We start from the raw sequence: 15,532 nt of genomic DNA on the forward strand, positions 1-15,532 counted from the left end.
CCACCCGTCACTCGGCCGGTCCGTTGACAGGCGCCCCGGCACCCGACCATGCTAAGCAGTTGCTTAGGGTTGTTGTCGAAACGAGCGGCGCAGGCACACGGGATGCGGGAGGCCGGACCATGGCAGAGCCGAGGACGTTCACGTCCGCCGACGAGCTCAAGGCGGCGGTGGGCGAACAGCTGGGGTACAGCGACTGGCTGGAGATCGACCAGAAGCGGATCGACCTGTTCGCGGAAGCCACGGGCGACCACCAGTGGATCCATGTGGACCCGGAGAAGGCCGCGGCGGGTCCCTTCGGGACGACCATCGCGCACGGCTACCTCACCCTGTCGCTGCTGCCGCTCCTCGTACCGCAGGTGATGAAGGTCGACAACATCACGATGGGCGTCAACTACGGCACGAACAAGGTGCGCTTCCCCGCGCCCGTACCCGTGGGTTCGCGGCTGCGCGCCACGGCGGTCCTGAAGGAGGTCACCGAGGCGGGCGGTGGCGTCCAGGTCACGGCCGCCGTCTCCGTGGAGCGCGAGGGCGGGGACAAGCCGGTGTGCGTGGCGGAGTCGGTGTCGCGGTACTACTTCTAGGTCCTGTCGTCAAACTCCCGTCGTCCGCCCGGAGGGCGGGCCACGCACCAGCCGCCCCGGGCCAGGCGGGAGTTTGACGACAGGGCCTAGTTGTGCTGTGGCCGGTGACGACTGCCGCTCTCAGGCGGGCGGCCGGCTCTTCGCCCCCACCATCCGCAGCACGAGGTCGGCGTACAGCGCGCCGACCTCGTCGGGTGTTCTCGGGCCGTTCACGTTGAACCAGCGGGCCACGTCGATGCACAGGGAGAGCACGGCGACGGTGGTGCCCTTGACGTCGGGGACGTCGAAGTCGCCCGCCGCGACGCCGTCCTCGATGATGCCGCGCACGGCCGCGTCGTTCTGCCGTCGCAGGGCCACGATCTCGGCGCGCGCCTCCGGGCCGAGGGCGTCCAGCTCGTACTGCACGACCCGCGCGACGGTGTGCTGCCCGGCGTGCCACCGCACGAAGGACCGTACGGCCTCGGCGAGCCGCTCGGCCGGGCCGCCCTCGCTCTCGGCGGCCGTGCGCAGCACATCGAGCGCCTTCTCGTGCCCGATGCGGCTGATCCGGTGGAGCAGCTCTTCCTTGGTCTTGTAGTGGATGTAGAGCGCGGCCGGGCTCATGCCCGCGCGGCCCGCGATGTCACGGGTCGTCGTCGCGTGGTACCCGCGCTCGGCGAAGGCCTCCACCGCGGCGACGAGCAGCCGCCGGGCCGCGTCCGGGGTGACCTCACCCCATGGCGGCACCTCGCCGCCGGCCGTCTCCTCCGCCGTACTCATCGCTCGCTCGCCCCTTCCCATGGCAGGTTCCACACCATACCTCCGAAGGTGAGCGCCCGCTTAGAGCGCCCGTTCAGGGCCGTACGCACCGGGGTCAGAGCTTTGCGAGGGGGTCGTGCTCGGCGAGCAGCTTCTCCAGCCTGGCCTGATCGACGCGGCTGACGATCTGCCCGGCCTCCTGCTTGTCCCGAACCACCTTGGCCAGGGTGAAGGCCGAGGTCACCAGGTACAGGACGGCGATCCCCAGGAAGGCGCGCACCCAGGCGTCCGCCTCCAGGTTGAAGATGCCGATGGCGGTGGCCACCATGGCGACGGCGAACGACGCGACGGCCTGACCGAAGTAGGCGGCGGTGGACTGCTGCTTGACCGGTGTCTCACTCATGGGGACAGCATCGGCGGACGTGGCCCGCGCCACATCCGCCGGCATACTCAGGCCGTACTCAGAAGGCCGCTCCTGCTGGTTCGGTTGCCCGGCCTACCATGTGCGCCATGGCACGACCGCGCAAGCCTCTCCTGAGCGCCGACCGGATCGTCGCCACGGCGCGGACGCTGGTGGACGAGGAGGGTCTGGCGGCGGTGTCCACCCGCCGCCTCGCCGCCGAACTGGGCGTGAGCGGCCCGTCCCTCTACCACCACTTCCGCACGAAGGACCAGATCCTCGAAGCCGTGGCGGACTCGGTGTGCGCGCAGGTCGACCTGTCGATGTTCGAGGACGGGCGCGACTGGCGCACCGCGCTGCACGACTGGGCCGTCTCCTACCGGGCCGCCCTGCGCGAGCACCCGAACATCGTCCCGGTCCTCGCCCGTGGCCCCGGCCGACGCCCGGCCGGCCTCCGTCTCGCCGACGCCGTGTTCGGCGCGATGGTGAAAGCCGGCTGGCCGCCGGCCCAGGCCACGTCCATCGGCGCCCTCATGCGGTACTTCGTCATGGGCTCCGCCCTCGGCTCCTTCGCCGGCGGCTTCGTCGACGACGAGGCGGCGTACGACCCTGCCGCGTATCCCCACCTCGGGCAGGCCCATCTGCTGGCCGACCAGCAGGAGAAGATCGACGAGCGCGCCTTCGCAACGGGGCTGAGGGCGCTGCTGGACGGCCTCACGGCCCAGTTCGAGCGGGTCCGTCCCGGGGTGTGAGCGGTCGGTTTCGTCTGCCGGGTTGTTGCCGGTGGGCGGCTGCGGGTTCGTGGTGGCCGGTCGCGTCCGCGCGGCGGAGAACATCGACACAGCCCCGCGCCCCTTGGAAGCACGGGCGCACCCGAGCCCGCGACCGCACCGCCCCCCCTACCGCCAGCCGTACTCGCGCCCTCCACACCAGCAGCCGGCCCGGCCCCCGCCCACCACGCCCCCGACGCTTCGGCGCCCGCCGAAACGTTCGTGGCGCATGCTGGTGGGTATGACCAGCAGAAACCCTGACCGGCCGCCGCGATCCCGCGGTGGCGACGCCGCGGAACTCGCCGCGTTCGCCGGGCTGATCGCCGACGAGACGCGCGCCGCGTGCCTCCTCGCCCTGCTGGACGGCCGCGCCTGGACCGCGGGCGAACTCGCCCGGCACGCGGGGGTCGCCCCCTCCACCACGAGCGAACACCTCGGCAAACTCGTCGCCGGTGGTCTGCTCACCGAAGAGCGCCAGGGCCGCCACCGCTACGTCCGGCTGGCCGGCCTCCGCGTCGCCCAACTCGTGGAGGACCTCGCCTCCCACACCCGCCCTCTCACCCCCGCCCAACGCCCCCGCACCCTCCGCGCCGCCACGGCCCACGCCGCGATGGCCCGCGGCCGCACCTGCTACGACCACCTCGCCGGCCGCCTCGGCATCGCCGTCACCGACGCCCTGACCCACCACGGCCTCCTCCGTCAGGACACCGGCTTCGCCCTCACGGACGCCGGCCTGGCGTGGTTCGCCACCGCGGGCATCGCCCTCGACCGCACCGGCCGCCGCCCCCTCGCCCGCTCCTGCCTCGACTGGACCGAACGCCGCCCCCACCTCGCGGGCGTCGCGGGCGCGGCCCTGTGCCGCCACGCGATGACCACCGGCTGGTGCGTACGCATCGGATCGGAGAGAGCCGTGAAGGTCACGCCGTCGGGTGAGCGGGCCTTCGCGGACCTGCTGGGCATCGAACCGACGTCACTGCGCTGACCTCGCCCCCCAGCCGCTCAAACCGCCACCCCGCCCGCCCGCCACACCGAGGCGCTCACCACAGCCGCCGCCACGGTCACCGTCGTGCTGTGGGCATCCGCCTGGTTCATGTGGAACCCGTCGGTCCTCTCGTCGCCGTCAGATGGGCGAAGACCACGATGTTGCTCACGTAGCCGGTCCTGCGGTCGTACCGGCCGCCGCAGGTGATCAGGCGCAGTTCCGGGCGGTACCGGCGGCCGTAGACCTCCTCGTTGGGGAAGCGCGCCTTCTCGTACATCCGCACGGCGTACACGGTGTAGACGGCGGTGCGCCTGTCCGCGCGGCGGACCTCCACGACGCGGCCGGTCTGGATCTCGTGGAGTGCGGCGAAGACGGCGGGCCCCGTCCTGGTGTCGCGGTGGCCGACGACGACCACCGTGCCGGACTGGCCGGGCGAAGGACCGCCCTCGTACCAGCCGGCCGCTTTGGGGTCGTCCGCCGGTGGTGCGGTCAGCCGGCGCCGGCGGTCGAGGCCGAGGTCGACAAGGGGGGCCTCGATGCCTAGGTAGGGGATGGCGAGGGACACCGCCCGGGACCGCGACAGCGGCTGGGGCGGTGTGCTCGGGGACGCACCAAGAGATGTCCGCCGGGGCGCCGGCGCGTGCGGTGCCCCGACACCGCGCGCGTCGGTCCGGGCCCCGGCGGGGTCGGTGGGCTCGTCGTCCTGAGCCCACCAGACGCCGCCCACCACCAGGCAGACGGTCACCACGATCGTCCGCGTCAGGCGGTAGGCGCGCGTCCGGTACCAGGGCCTCGGAGCGCCCCTACGCCGCGCCATGGGAGCGACGGCGGCGCAGCCCGAAGTACGCGGCTCCGGCGACCGCGACGAGGCCCACCGCCGCCGCGCCCGCTACCGGCGCGAAGTCCCGCTCCTCCGCGAGACCGCCGCCGCCCGCGGGCGGCCCGCCCTTCGGTTCCCCGTTGGGCGCGGCATTGGCTTCGGCGTTCGGCTTGCTGTCGGCCTCGGCGGTCGCCGCGCTGTCGGACTGGGCGTTCGGCTCGCCCTTCCGCTCACTGTCGGCTTCGGCGTTCGGTTCGGCCCCCCGCTCGATGTCGGCTTCGGCGTTCGGCTTGCCGTTGGCCTCGGGGTTCGCCGCGGCGTCGGGCCCGGCGATCGCCGCGCTGTCGGATGCGGCGTTCGGCTTGCCGTTGGCCTCGGCGTTCGCCGCGCTGTCGGACTCGGCGTCGGGTTCGGCGTTCGGCGCGCCGTTGGGCGCGTTGTTCCGTTCGCCGTTCGGCCCGTCGTTGGGGACGTTGCCCGGCGCGTGCGCGCTGGCCGGCGCCTCTCGGCTGCAGTCGACCTTGAAGGCCTTCTGCTTGCCCGCGCCCATGCCGCCGTCGATCCGCCAGGTGAGCTTGTACTGCCCCTCGGGCAGCGCCAGGTTGTCGTCCGTCCGCCCCGCTCCGTCGGTGAGGAGGACGCGCCCGGACAGCTGGGCAGCACCCGGCTTCGCCGGCTGCGGCTCGATGGCCCACGAGATGCCCTGGACCGACTCGAAGTTGACGGCCTCCAGGTCGAACGCGCAGATCTTCGTCCGGCCGGCCTGGGGGAGGGCGTCCGTGTCCTTCATGGTGATCTTGATGTCGCCGTGGTCGCCGGGAACCGCGGCGGCGGCCGGGGCGATGAAGAACGCGGTTCCCGCCGCGGTGAGCGCCGCGAGGGCCGCGACACCCGGGCGTGCGCCCGCGCGGCGTGGGAGGGACGACGAGGTGGGCATACGAGACCTCCGAGTCGGTCGATAGTCACATAAATCGGGCTTTCGACTGACTCTTTGTCACATTCGCGACGGCCGATGCGGGCGCCGCGCTTCATCACCCGTCAGATTTCGCTCTTCCGGCCCAAGGACGCGCCCCTGGTCCCTCGGTTCCCAGCACCACTGCCGGTCCCGTCCCCATCCCCATCCCCGTCCCGCCCCTGCCCCGGTTTCGCGGGCGAGCGCAACGCTATGCCCGAGGACAGCAGCAACAGCGCGCCCAGCATCAGGAACGGCGCGGCGACACCCGCGATTCCGGCGACCAGCCCCGCGGCGCCGGGCGCGGCGACCTGGCCGAGCCGGTTGCCGGTCAGCCGCAGCGCGAGGGCGGTGGAGCGGGCCCCGTCCGGGGCGGCCTGCACGACCGTCGTCATGGACAACGGCTGCCCGACCCCGAGGCAGAACCCGAGCGCGGCGAGGATCACGGCGAGCGCCCACACCGGCACGGGCAGCGCGATCCCGGCGCACAGCACGGCGCCCAGCAGGCAGGTCACGGTGAGCAGCGCGGTCCTGCCGAGCAGCCGCAGCATCGGCGTCATCACGAGCCGGCAGGCGATGGTGGCCGCCGCGCGCAGGCTGAGCAGCAGCCCGATCACGGACGGCGCGATGCCGCGCTCCTCGCCGACCACCGGCAGGTACGCGGTGAGGATGTCCGTCGCGGACAGGACGGCGAGGCTGATGAAGATGCCCGCGGGTACCCCCCGGGCGCGCAGGATGCGGTGGACGGGGACGCGTTCGCCCGCCGCGTTACGGGACTTGGGGGCCGTACGACGCTCTATGCGCCACAGCGAGGTGCACGCCACCGCGGCCCCCGCGCCCGCCACGAGCAGGGCGAGCGCGCTCGTACCCGCCATGTCCCGGCCGCCGATCAGGGCGCCCGCGGCGATCGGCCCGATCAGCTGGCCGAGGGAGGCGCCGATGGTGAAGTGGCCGAAGTTGCGGTCCTGTTCGTGCGGCGCGGACTGGCGGGCGACGATCGACTGGGCGCCGATGACGAAGGACAGGTGCCCGAGCCCCATCACCCCGCTCCAGGCGGCCATCGCGAGCAGCGAGTCGGCGAGGCCGCTGAACACACAGCCGCCGGAGATGAGGACGACCCCGACGGGCAGCAGCGGTGCGCACCGCCCGTGGTCGGTGCGGCGGCCCAGCGGTACGGCGGCGAACAGCGGGAGCAGGGCGTAGACCCCCGCGATCACACCGATCGCGCGCTCGTCGGCGCCCAGCGCGAGAGCCCGGTAGGACACGGCGGGCCGCGCCATCGACACCGCCCCCTGCGCGAAGCTGAAGGCGATGACGAGGCGGAGCAGCCAGCCGCGGTTCCCACCGGGCTTCACGACACGGACCTCCTCAAGGTCTCTCCGGGGCTCGACTGCCCCGCCCGGCTCAGATGATGCCGAACAGGATCCCCGCGCCGAGGATGATAAGCGACGTGATCGCGGCCCACTTGACCACGAACTTCGTGTGGTCACCGAACTCGACCTTGGCCATGCCGACGAGCACGTACACGGCCGGGACCAGCGGGCTCGACATGTGCAGCGGCTGGCCGACGAGTGAGGCGCGGGCGATCTCCAGCGGCGACACCCCGTGCGCGGCGCCCGCCTCGGCGAGCACCGGCAGGACGCCGAAGTAGAAGCCGTCGTTCGACATGAAGTACGTGAGCGGCAGGCTCAGGAAGCCGGTAACGAGCGCCATGTGCGGGCCCATGCCGCTGGGGATGCCGTCGACGATCCACTTGGCCATGGAGTCGACCATGCCGGTGCCCTGCAGGACGCCGGTGAAGACGGCGGCGGCGAAGACCATGCCGGAGACGTTGAGGACGTTGTCGGCGTGGGCGGCGAGCCGTGCCTTCTGGTCGGGGATGTGGGGGAAGTTGACGGTCAGCGCGAGCGCGGCACCGAGCAGGAACAGCACCGGGATCGGCAGCAACTCCATGATCATCGCGGTGAGCAGGGCGACCGTGAGCAGCGCGTTGAACCAGTACAACTTCGGCCGCAGGGTGGGGCGGTTGGGGTCCAGCCCCTGGAGCCGTGCGTCCTCGTGCTCGTCGTCGGAGTCGGCGTCCGCGTCGGTGCCGGAACCCGCGCCGCCGCCTGTCTTCGCCGTACGGCCCGTGCCGTTGCCGGAACCGCCGGACGCACCCGCGCCGACGAGCACCGTCTCGGCCACCTCCTGCTTCGCGCCCTCGCCGTCCTTGACGATCTCCTCCTGCCCCAGGACGTCGTCCAGGCTCAGCACACCGAGGCGCTTGCGCTCACGCAGACCGAGGAAGTACGAGAGGACGAAGACGAAGAGCAGGCCGACGAGGAGCGCGGGGATCATCGGGACGAAGATCTCGCCCGCGTCGAGCTTGAGCGCGGTGGCCGCACGGGCCGTCGGACCGCCCCAGGGCAGCGTGTTCATCACGCCGTTGGCGGTGGCGGCGACACCGGTCATCACGACCAGGCTCATCTTCAGGCGCTTGTACAGCGGGTACATCGCCGAGACCGTGATCATGAAGGTGGTCGAACCGTCACCGTCGAGCGACACGATCGCGGCGAGCACGGCGGTACCGATGACGATGCGCAGCGGGTCGGCCTTGCAGAACTTCAGGATGCCCCGGACGATCGGGTCGAAGAGGCCGACGTCGATCATGAGGCCGAAGTAGACGATGGCGAACATCAGCATCGCGGCGGTGGGCGCGAGGTTGCCCACCCCCTCGATGACGTAGTCGCCGAGCTTGGCACCTTTTCCGACGAACACGCAGAAGAGTGCGGGGATCAGCACGAGCGCCGCGATCGGCGACATCTTCTTCATCATGATCAGGACCAGGAAGGTCGCGATCATGGCGAAGCCGAGGATGGTGAGCATAAATGGATACCTAACGTTCGCCCTTGAACAGCCACCAGGGCCGGCGGTTGGAGCGACGTTAGGGCCCGCTGACGGGCGTTAACAAGATGTTGACATGCGAGCAATAAGCGCAAAACTCCTGGTCACAGCGTTGCCGCAGAGGGAGCGACGTCCACAGGCACGCCGTTGAGGACCGCGTTGCCCGACAACGGGTCGAGCCGGGAACCGTCGAGGAGCTGGTTGACGTTCACGCCGGGGTCGAGCGCGGCATGGCTCATCCGGGTGCCCGGCCGGTCGTGTCCCCAGCCGTGCGGGAGGCTGACGACACCGCGCCGGATGCCGTCGGTGACCTCGGCCGGAGCGATGACCTCTCCCCCGGCGCCCTTGATCCGCACGGCGTCGCCGTCGGCGATCCCGAGGCGTTGGGCGTCCTCGGGGTGCAGGTGCAGCGTGCAGCGGTTCGTACCGCCGGTGAGGGCGGGCACGTTGTGCATCCAGCTGTTGTTGGACCGCAGATGCCGCCGCCCGACGAGCACGAGCCCGTCGGGGCGTTCCCGCAGCGACTGCCGGAGCCTTGGCAGGTCGTCGGCGATCGGCTGCGGCAGCAGCTCGACCTTGCCGCTCACCGTCTTGAGCGGCTGCGGCAGCCGGGGCCTCAGCGGCCCGAGGTCGATGCCGTGCGGGTGGGCGAGCAGCTTGGCCAGGTTCAGCCCGTCGGCCCGTACGCCGAAGCCGTCGCCGTACGGGCCGAGGCGCAGCATCATGTCGAGCCGCCGCTCGGGGCCGGTGTCCCCGGTGAGGGCGGCGGCCAGCTCGCGCGGGTCGCGCCCGTGCACGGGCGAGTGTGCCTCCTTCACGGCCTTGCCGAGGGTCTGGTCGATGACCATCGCGTCGACGGCGGAGGGGTCGGCGCCGTGCATGCCGGTCGCGGCGAGGACCAGCCGGGCCAGGATCTCGGTCTCCGGCATCCGGCCGTCCTCCAGGGGGACGGCGGCGGGGCTGTAGCGGGCCTGGTTGCGCACGGCGAGGGTGTTGAACGCGAAGTCGAAGTGCGGGGCCTGCGCGGGCGGGGGCGGCGGCAGGATCACGTGCGCGTGCCGCGAGGTCTCGTTGAGGTACGGGTCGACGCCGACCATGAAGTCCAGCGAACCGAGGGCCTTGTCGAGCCGGTCGCCGTCGGGGGCGGAGAGGACCGGGTTGGCGGCGACGGCGATCACGGCGCGCACGGGCGTGCCCTCGTCGGTCGCGGTGTCGATCTCCTCGGCGAGGGCGGACAGCGGCAGTTCGCCCTTCGCCTCCGGGTGTCCGCTCACCCGGCTGCGCCAGCGCCCGAGGTGGAAGCCGCGGCCGGGTCCGGCGGGCCGGGGCGTCTTGTCCGTGGCGGACAGCGGGAAGAGGGCCCCGCCGGGCCGGTCGAGGTTGCCGGTGAGGATGTTCAGCACGTCGACGAGCCAGCTGGCGAGGGTGCCGTGCGGGACGGTGCAGCTGCCGATGCGCCCGTAGACGGCGGCCGTCGGCGCGTCCGCCAGCTCGCGGGCGAGGGCGCGGACCGTACCGGCGTCCACGTCACACGCGTCGGCGACGGCTTCGGGCGTGAACTCCTTGATGGCATGGGCGAGTTCGTCGACACCCTGCACGTGTGGGGCGAGCTGCCCGAGGTCGACGAGCTTCTCCTCGAAGAGGACGTGCGCCATCGCGGCGAGCAGCAGCGCGTCCGTGCCCGGCCTGAGGGCGACGTGCCGGTCGGCGAGTTCGGCGGTGCGGGTGCGGCGCGGGTCGACGACGGTGAGGGTGCCGCCGCGCGCCTTGAGGGCTTTGAGCCTGCCGGGGAAGTCCGGTGCGGTGCACAGACTGCCGTTGGACTCCAGGGGGTTGGCGCCGAGCAGCAGCAGGTGGTCGGTGCGGTCGAGGTCGGGTACGGGGATGGCGCCCGCGTCGCCGTACAGCAGTCCGCTGGAGACGTGCTTGGGCATCTGGTCGAGGGTGGAGGCCGTGAAGAGGCTGCGGGTGCCGAGGCCGGCCAGGAGGACGGGCGGGTAGAGGGCGCCGGCCACGGTGTGCACGTTCGGGTTGCCGAGGACGACGCCGACGGCATGGGGTCCGTGCGCCTCGACGACCGGCCGCAGGCCCGCGGCGACGGCGTCGAACGCCTGCTCCCAGGTGGCCTCGCGCAGCTTTCCGTCCTTGCGGACCAGCGGGGTGCGCAGCCGGTCCGGATCCGCGTCAGCCGCCCCGAACGAGGCGCCCTTCGGGCAGATGAAGCCCTTGCTGAACACGTCGTGCCGGTCCCCGCGCGCCCCGGTCACCCGGGCGCCCTCGATGGTGAGGGTCAGACCGCAGGTGGCCTCGCAGAGGGGGCAGATCCGCAGAGCGGTGCTGGGCATGTCGTCTCCCGGAGGCTGGGCGTGCGAGCGCGTCGAGCATACCGACCGGTATGCATCCTGGGGAGCCCCCGATCCGGGACTGGTCAGGTCAGGCAGGTCAGGCGGGTCAGCGGGGCACGCAGGTCGGGCAGGTCGGGCAGGTCGGGCAGGTCAGTCCAGCAACCGCCCCAGATAGGCCCCCAGCAGCTCCCGTGCCTCCGCGATGATCCGCGCGTCGCCCTCCGGTGACACACGGAAGGCGAGGTGGACGAGGGTGTCCGCGGTTTCCACGGCGACGAGGAAGGCGCGGCGGAGGTCCTCGTCGGGGGCACGGTCGATATAACCGGAGAGGAGGCGGCTGAGGCGGTCCGCGACGCGGGTGTTGGGCTTGGCGTGCCGGGCGCCGACCGGGATCTGGTTGCCGAAGTCGACGAGGGCGAAGCCGGGGGCGGTGCGCTTCATGTCGAGGTACTCGTCGAGGACGGCGTCCATGGCCGTGCGCCAGCCCCCGTCACCCGTCCCGCCCGTCCCCCGCAGCCGCTCGGTGACGCGCTCGGTGAAACGGTCGAGGTTGCGCTCGGCGAGCGCGTCGGCCATCGCGCGCTTGTTGCCGAAGAAGCGGTACACGGAGCCGATGGGCACGCCGGCGCGCAGGGCGACGGCACGGGTGCTGAGGGCGTCGTAACCCACCTCGTCGAGCAGGTCGGCGCAGGCGTCGAGGATCCTGGTCAGTCGTTCGGCGCTGCGGCGCTGCACGGGCGCGCGACGCAGCGAGGTCGCGTGGGACACGGGCTTCATGATGCCTTTCCGCCTGGGTGCGTTGAGCGCCCCGTACAGGTACGCCCTTCAGTACGGGCCGGGGATCCACTTCCGCTCACCGAGGCCCCCGGAGCGCCCCCGCTCGCGGCCGGCGCCGGCTCGGGCCCCGACGCCGTGATGTCCGCCGTGCTCTCGACGGGCTCGCCGTCGACGGCCCACACGGTGTGGTCGTCGGCGTGGAGGCGGGCGGTGAGGGGGTGGGTGCCGCGGGGGACGAGGTAGCCGCGAAGGCGGTACTCGGTGGTGCGCAGCCGGGTGAGGGGGCAGCCGTCCAGGTAGAGGACGACGGAGCCGCGGCCGGCCACGGCCACCTGCCGCGTACCGGTGGGCGAGAAGCGGAAGTTACGGACGGTCAGCCGTACGTCCCAGCCGTCGCCGGCATCCGGCTGGACCTCGATGGCGACCTCCGGCGCGCCCTGCTCGTCGATCTCACGGTAGTGCCGTCCCTTCTCGTCCGTGTCGTCCAGCAGTCTGCCCACGGGTGGCGCCGACACTCCTGCCCTCTGCTCGTGCGCGCCGTCGCCACAGCCCGCCGCGAGGCCGAGGAGGGCACAGGCCGCGAGCGCGGCCAAGCGGCGCCGGGAACGCACCCGCACCTTCCCGGGGTCGCTCAGACCTCCGCGCGTCCACGACATGCCGGGAGACTAGAGCACCCCTGTGACACGCGGATCCCCCTCAGGCCGGGTTCTTGGGCGCCAAGCGGCTCCGGGGGTGCTTTTTGGCCGATCTTCGACGGGCGTCCGCGACCCCGGCGGCCTCGAACACCTGTGGCTGAACCGACGCGGACCGTGGCGCGGCTCTCCTCTTGCGCCCCACCGTCCCGAATCCTACGGTGAACCATAGGAATGAATCCGCGTGAGGGAGCGAACATGAACGGGGACGCACGGAAGACCGCCGAGCGACTGACCTACCTCTCGGGCTTCGGCAACGAGCACAGCTCGGAGGCGGTCGCGGGCGCGCTGCCCGACGGCCGCAACTCGCCCCAGCGCGCTCCCCTCGGCCTGTACGCGGAGCAGCTCAGCGGCACGGCGTTCACCGAGCCGCGGGCGCACAACCGGCGCTCCTGGCTGTACCGGATCCGCCCGTCGGCCGCGCACCCCGCGTTCACGCGCGCGGACAACGGCACGATCCGCACGGCCCCCTTCACCGAGACGGTGCCCGACCCGAACCGGCTGCGCTGGAACCCGCTGCCCCAGCCGCCGGAGGGCACGGACTTCCTCGGCGGCCTGTGGACGCTCGGCGGCAACGGCGATGTGACACAGCGCACCGGTATGGCGGTGCACCTGTATCACGCCAATGCGTCCATGGACCGCGTCTTCAGCGACGCCGACGGCGAGTTGCTGATCGTCCCCGAGCGCGGCGGGCTGTTGCTGCATACCGAGTTCGGTCAACTCCATGTGGAGCCCGCCCACATCGCGTTGATTCCCCGTGGGGTGCGCTTCCGTGTGGAGCTGCTGGACGGCTCGGCGCGCGGCTATGTGTGTGAGAACTATGGAGCCCCGTTCCGCCTGCCCGACCTGGGGCCCATCGGCGCCAACGGCCTCGCGAACGCACGGGACTTCCGGGCACCGGTCGCCGCGTACGAGGACATCGAGGGCCCGGTGGAGGTGGTGAACAAGTACTGCGGGAACCTCTGGACGGCGACGTACGACCACTCGCCCCTCGATGTGGTCGCCTGGCACGGCAACCATGTGCCGTACGCCTACGACCTGCGCCGGTTCAATGTGATCGGCACCATTAGCTACGACCACCCGGACCCGTCGATCTTCACGGTCCTCACATCCCCGTCGGACACCCCGGGGCTGGCCGGTGTCGACTTCGTCGTCTTCGCGCCGCGCTGGCTGGTGGGCGAGGACACGTTCCGGCCGCCGTACTTCCACCGGAACGTGATGAGCGAGTACATGGGGCTCATCGAGGGCGCGTACGACGCCAAGACCGCGGGTCCCGGGGGCTTTGTGCCGGGCGGGGGCTCCCTGCACACCATGATGTCGGCGCACGGCCCGGACCGGGAGACGTTCGACCGGGCGAGCGCCGCCGAGCTGCGGCCGCAGAAGCTCGACGACGGGCTGGCGTTCATGTTCGAGACGCGCTGGCCGGTGACCGTGACGGCGCAGGCGGCCGAGGCCACCCACCTGCAACCGCACTACGACGACGTGTGGTCGGGACTCCAGCGCCACTTCCGGCCGCCGGTGGACTGACGGTGGACTGACCACGGCCGCCCGTTGCACACGACGCCCTCGACCGGTACGGATACCGTCGTGACCTCCTTCGCCCCGGACTCGATCGTCCTGAACCGCAAACTGCCGCTCTGGTACCAGGTCTCGCAGTCGCTGCGCGCCTCGATCCTCGGCCGTTCGCCCCGGGACCCGCTGCGCCTGCCGACCGAGGAGCGGCTCGCCGGGCACTACGGGGTGAGCGTGCTGACCATGCGGCAGGCGCTGAAGGAGCTGGAGGACGAGGGACTGATCACCCGGCACCGCCGGCGCGGCACGTTCATCGAGCCGAGCGCCAGGCGCGGCGCCCCCGTACGGCTGCTCGGCTCGGTGGACGCGATCGTGGCGCAGCAGTCGGGCATGACGACGGAGTTGCTGGACCACGGCAAGGTGCCGGTTCCGCCTGAACTGTCCCAGTGCTTCCCGGACCTGACGGAGGTGGCGACGTACCACCGTCTGCGCGGCGACGAGAAGACGGGTGAGCCGACCAACCACGCCCGCAACCACGTCCGCCCCGAGCTCGCCGAGCGCATCGACCACGACGACCTGGTCCGCTGGCCCATGACGAAGGTGCTCAGGGACGTCGTGGGCGCGGACATCGGCCGCATCACCGACACCGTGGAGGCGCGGCTGGCCGACCCGGAGACGGCGCGCCTGCTCCGTGTGCCGCTGCTCAGCCCGATCCTGCACTACACGGGCGTGACGTACGACGCGGACGGCCGGGTGCTGGATGTGGCGGTGATCCACTACCGGGGTGACCGCTTCTCGTTCTCCGTCACCCTCGACGCGACATGAACCGCCGCGGGCACCGCGTCGTACGATGCCCGGCGTGACGCACGACGACGCTCCGCTGCTGGCGGACCTCATGCCGTGGTCCGTCGCACCGCCGCGGCTGGGCCGGAGGTGGCCGGCGGCCCCCGACGCGGCCTGTCTGAGAGCCCGCTGGGACACCCTCGTCAAGGCCGAGGAGCCGGTCCGTGAGGCCCTGTTCGAGCCCACCCGCTCCCGCACCCTGCACTCGGCCGTGTCCCAGCTGCCGGGCCAGACCAGCGGCACCGGGCCGCTGGCCCGGGAGTCGGGACCGTGTCCGGAGCCCGTACGGGTCCTCACCGCCCCCTTCGACGAGCAGTGGCTCATCCCGGACCACCGGCTGATCGACGCCGCGCGGCCCGAGCTGTGGCGGGTGGCGGACGAGCGGCAGGTGTTCGTGGTCGAGCAGACGGCCGCGCCCGACGTGACCGGCCCGGTCCTGCTCGCCCCGGCCGCGCTGCCGCTGGCCCCGGCCCACGGGCCCCGCACCGGACGCGTCCGGCCCCTCCACCGGCGCCCCGGCGGCCACGAGCCGAACCTCGCGCCCGGTCTCACGGCCCACCTGGCCGAACGGCTCGGCACGGCCCCGGAGCCCCTGGACGTCCTGGCCTGGATCCTGACGGCCGCGCGGCCGGGTCCCCGGGGCATCGAGGTTCCGCTGACCGGCGCTCCCGGGACCTGGGCCCAGGGCGTCGAGCTGGGCCGCCGGATGCTGTGGCTGATGCGCCGCGACGGCGAACGCCCCAAGCTGCCGGGCGGCCGCCGCCCCTACGTCCGCGCCCCGTTGCCGAGCCTCCCCCTCGAACTGCTCTACGACCGCGACGAGGAGGCCCTGTTGGCGGGCGAGGGCCGCATCGCCCCCGTACCCGCCGATGCCTGGGACTTCCACGTCGGCGGGGTCAGGGTCCTTCAGGCGTGGTTCACCCGGCGAACGGAGCCGGCGGAGCCGGGCACGCTGGAGGCCGTACGCCCGGCGTCCTGGCCGCAGACCTGGACGTCGGAGCTGCTGGAGCTGATCACGGTGCTGGCACTGCTGGCGGAACTCCGGCCGCGACAGGCCGCCCTGACGGTGGAGGACCCGATCGGCGCGGCCGAACTGCGCACGGCGGGCGTTCTCCCGGTGCCGGAACCGGCGCGCCGGCCGGCCTCGGTGCTCGACAGCCACGAGGAGGGCCCCGGGGGCCAGCTCGCGCTGATCTGACTCCCGGGCTGCCGTCCACGGGCTGGTCCCTGGGCC

15 protein-coding genes are annotated in these 15,532 nt (G+C 72.4%); 6 read left to right on the forward strand and 9 right to left on the reverse strand.

All coding sequences use genetic code 11. The features are described from left to right. Positions 1 to 119: 119 nt before the first annotated feature. Positions 120 to 581 carry a MaoC family dehydratase gene (locus tag IE262_RS14615; RefSeq protein WP_189873966.1) on the forward strand — a complete coding sequence of 154 codons (462 nt, stop codon included), beginning with the start codon at positions 120 to 122 and terminating at the stop codon, positions 579 to 581. Between the two features lie 120 nt (positions 582 to 701). Here the strand turns inward: IE262_RS14615 and IE262_RS14620 are convergent, their stop codons facing one another. Then, on the reverse strand, positions 702 to 1,340 hold the full coding sequence (locus tag IE262_RS14620) for a TetR/AcrR family transcriptional regulator (RefSeq protein ID WP_134040267.1): 639 nt from the start codon (positions 1,338 to 1,340) through the stop codon (positions 702 to 704). A 94-nt stretch (positions 1,341 to 1,434) separates the two neighbouring features. After that, on the reverse strand, positions 1,435 to 1,722 hold the full coding sequence (locus tag IE262_RS14625) for a YiaA/YiaB family inner membrane protein (protein ID WP_134040265.1): 288 nt from the start codon (positions 1,720 to 1,722) through the stop codon (positions 1,435 to 1,437). Between the two features lie 107 nt (positions 1,723 to 1,829). Between IE262_RS14625 and IE262_RS14630 the strand changes: the two genes are divergently transcribed. Both IE262_RS14630 and IE262_RS14635 read left to right on the forward strand, forming a co-directional pair. Further along, on the forward strand, positions 1,830 to 2,471 hold the full coding sequence (locus IE262_RS14630) for a TetR/AcrR family transcriptional regulator (protein ID WP_189873968.1): 642 nt from the start codon (positions 1,830 to 1,832) through the stop codon (positions 2,469 to 2,471). 247 nt (positions 2,472 to 2,718) lie between these two features. Then, positions 2,719 to 3,471 (forward strand): ArsR/SmtB family transcription factor, encoded by a 753-nt coding sequence (locus IE262_RS14635; protein ID WP_189873970.1) that lies wholly within the window; start codon positions 2,719 to 2,721, stop codon positions 3,469 to 3,471. A 106-nt stretch (positions 3,472 to 3,577) separates the two neighbouring features. Here the strand turns inward: IE262_RS14635 and IE262_RS14640 are convergent, their stop codons facing one another. From IE262_RS14640 to IE262_RS14670, 7 genes are all read right to left on the reverse strand, one after another. Next, positions 3,578 to 4,288: a class F sortase gene (locus IE262_RS14640; RefSeq protein WP_134040259.1), complete on the reverse strand. Its 711-nt coding sequence runs from the start codon at positions 4,286 to 4,288 to the stop codon at positions 3,578 to 3,580. Further along, entirely contained in the window at positions 4,275 to 5,228 is a 954-nt protein-coding gene (locus IE262_RS40355) for a hypothetical protein (protein WP_308432749.1), read from the reverse strand. Before IE262_RS40355 ends, IE262_RS14640 begins: the two co-directional genes overlap by 14 nt. Before the next feature lie 101 nt (positions 5,229 to 5,329). Further along, positions 5,330 to 6,598 carry an MFS transporter gene (locus IE262_RS14650; protein WP_189873972.1) on the reverse strand — a complete coding sequence of 423 codons (1,269 nt, stop codon included), beginning with the start codon at positions 6,596 to 6,598 and terminating at the stop codon, positions 5,330 to 5,332. Between the two features lie 49 nt (positions 6,599 to 6,647). Next, positions 6,648 to 8,111 (reverse strand): CitMHS family transporter, encoded by a 1,464-nt coding sequence (locus IE262_RS14655; RefSeq protein WP_189873974.1) that lies wholly within the window; start codon positions 8,109 to 8,111, stop codon positions 6,648 to 6,650. Between the two features lie 122 nt (positions 8,112 to 8,233). Continuing rightward, positions 8,234 to 10,474: a molybdopterin oxidoreductase family protein gene (locus IE262_RS14660; protein WP_189873976.1), complete on the reverse strand. Its 2,241-nt coding sequence runs from the start codon at positions 10,472 to 10,474 to the stop codon at positions 8,234 to 8,236. Positions 10,475 to 10,624: 150 nt separating this feature from the next. Further along, the gene (locus tag IE262_RS14665; protein WP_134040252.1) at positions 10,625 to 11,251 is read right to left on the reverse strand and encodes a TetR/AcrR family transcriptional regulator; all 627 of its coding nucleotides are present in this window, start codon (positions 11,249 to 11,251) and stop codon (positions 10,625 to 10,627) included. Further along, positions 11,248 to 11,907 carry a nuclear transport factor 2 family protein gene (locus IE262_RS14670; RefSeq protein WP_229877258.1) on the reverse strand — a complete coding sequence of 220 codons (660 nt, stop codon included), beginning with the start codon at positions 11,905 to 11,907 and terminating at the stop codon, positions 11,248 to 11,250. Before IE262_RS14670 ends, IE262_RS14665 begins: the two co-directional genes overlap by 4 nt. Positions 11,908 to 12,141: 234 nt before the next feature. Between IE262_RS14670 and hmgA the strand changes: the two genes are divergently transcribed. From hmgA to IE262_RS14685, 3 genes are read left to right on the forward strand one after another with little or no spacing between them, the layout of a single operon-like run. Beyond that, positions 12,142 to 13,470, forward strand: coding sequence for a homogentisate 1,2-dioxygenase (gene hmgA / locus IE262_RS14675; RefSeq protein WP_189873978.1), 1,329 nt, complete (start codon positions 12,142 to 12,144; stop codon positions 13,468 to 13,470). 60 nt (positions 13,471 to 13,530) lie between these two features. Continuing rightward, entirely contained in the window at positions 13,531 to 14,280 is a 750-nt protein-coding gene (locus IE262_RS14680) for a GntR family transcriptional regulator (protein ID WP_134040248.1), read from the forward strand. A gap of 25 nt (positions 14,281 to 14,305) precedes the next feature. After that, entirely contained in the window at positions 14,306 to 15,496 is a 1,191-nt protein-coding gene (locus IE262_RS14685) for a type ISP restriction/modification enzyme (RefSeq protein WP_189873980.1), read from the forward strand. The last annotated feature ends 36 nt before the right edge of the window (positions 15,497 to 15,532 follow it).

Origin of the sequence: Streptomyces bluensis (assembly GCF_014650715.1) — a bacterium.
Taxonomy (GTDB): Bacteria; Actinomycetota; Actinomycetes; order Streptomycetales; family Streptomycetaceae; genus Streptomyces; species Streptomyces bluensis.

What these genes read in the sequence shown, in the direction of transcription:
- IE262_RS14615 (WP_189873966.1), top strand. Translation starts at nt 120, where the DNA reads ATGGCAGAGCCGAGGACGTTCACGTCCGCCGACGAGCTCAAGGCGGCG.
- IE262_RS14620 (WP_134040267.1), bottom strand. Translation starts at nt 1,340, where the DNA reads ATGAGTACGGCGGAGGAGACGGCCGGCGGCGAGGTGCCGCCATGGGGT.
- IE262_RS14625 (WP_134040265.1), bottom strand. Translation starts at nt 1,722, where the DNA reads ATGAGTGAGACACCGGTCAAGCAGCAGTCCACCGCCGCCTACTTCGGT.
- IE262_RS14630 (WP_189873968.1), top strand. Translation starts at nt 1,830, where the DNA reads ATGGCACGACCGCGCAAGCCTCTCCTGAGCGCCGACCGGATCGTCGCC.
- IE262_RS14635 (WP_189873970.1), top strand. Translation starts at nt 2,719, where the DNA reads ATGCTGGTGGGTATGACCAGCAGAAACCCTGACCGGCCGCCGCGATCC.
- IE262_RS14640 (WP_134040259.1), bottom strand. Translation starts at nt 4,288, where the DNA reads ATGGCGCGGCGTAGGGGCGCTCCGAGGCCCTGGTACCGGACGCGCGCC.
- IE262_RS40355 (WP_308432749.1), bottom strand. Translation starts at nt 5,228, where the DNA reads ATGCCCACCTCGTCGTCCCTCCCACGCCGCGCGGGCGCACGCCCGGGT.
- IE262_RS14655 (WP_189873974.1), bottom strand. Translation starts at nt 8,111, where the DNA reads ATGCTCACCATCCTCGGCTTCGCCATGATCGCGACCTTCCTGGTCCTG.
- IE262_RS14660 (WP_189873976.1), bottom strand. Translation starts at nt 10,474, where the DNA reads ATGCCCAGCACCGCTCTGCGGATCTGCCCCCTCTGCGAGGCCACCTGC.
- IE262_RS14665 (WP_134040252.1), bottom strand. Translation starts at nt 11,251, where the DNA reads ATGAAGCCCGTGTCCCACGCGACCTCGCTGCGTCGCGCGCCCGTGCAG.
- IE262_RS14670 (WP_229877258.1), bottom strand. Translation starts at nt 11,907, where the DNA reads ATGTCGTGGACGCGCGGAGGTCTGAGCGACCCCGGGAAGGTGCGGGTG.
- hmgA (WP_189873978.1), top strand. Translation starts at nt 12,142, where the DNA reads ATGAACGGGGACGCACGGAAGACCGCCGAGCGACTGACCTACCTCTCG.
- IE262_RS14685 (WP_189873980.1), top strand. Translation starts at nt 14,306, where the DNA reads ATGCCCGGCGTGACGCACGACGACGCTCCGCTGCTGGCGGACCTCATG.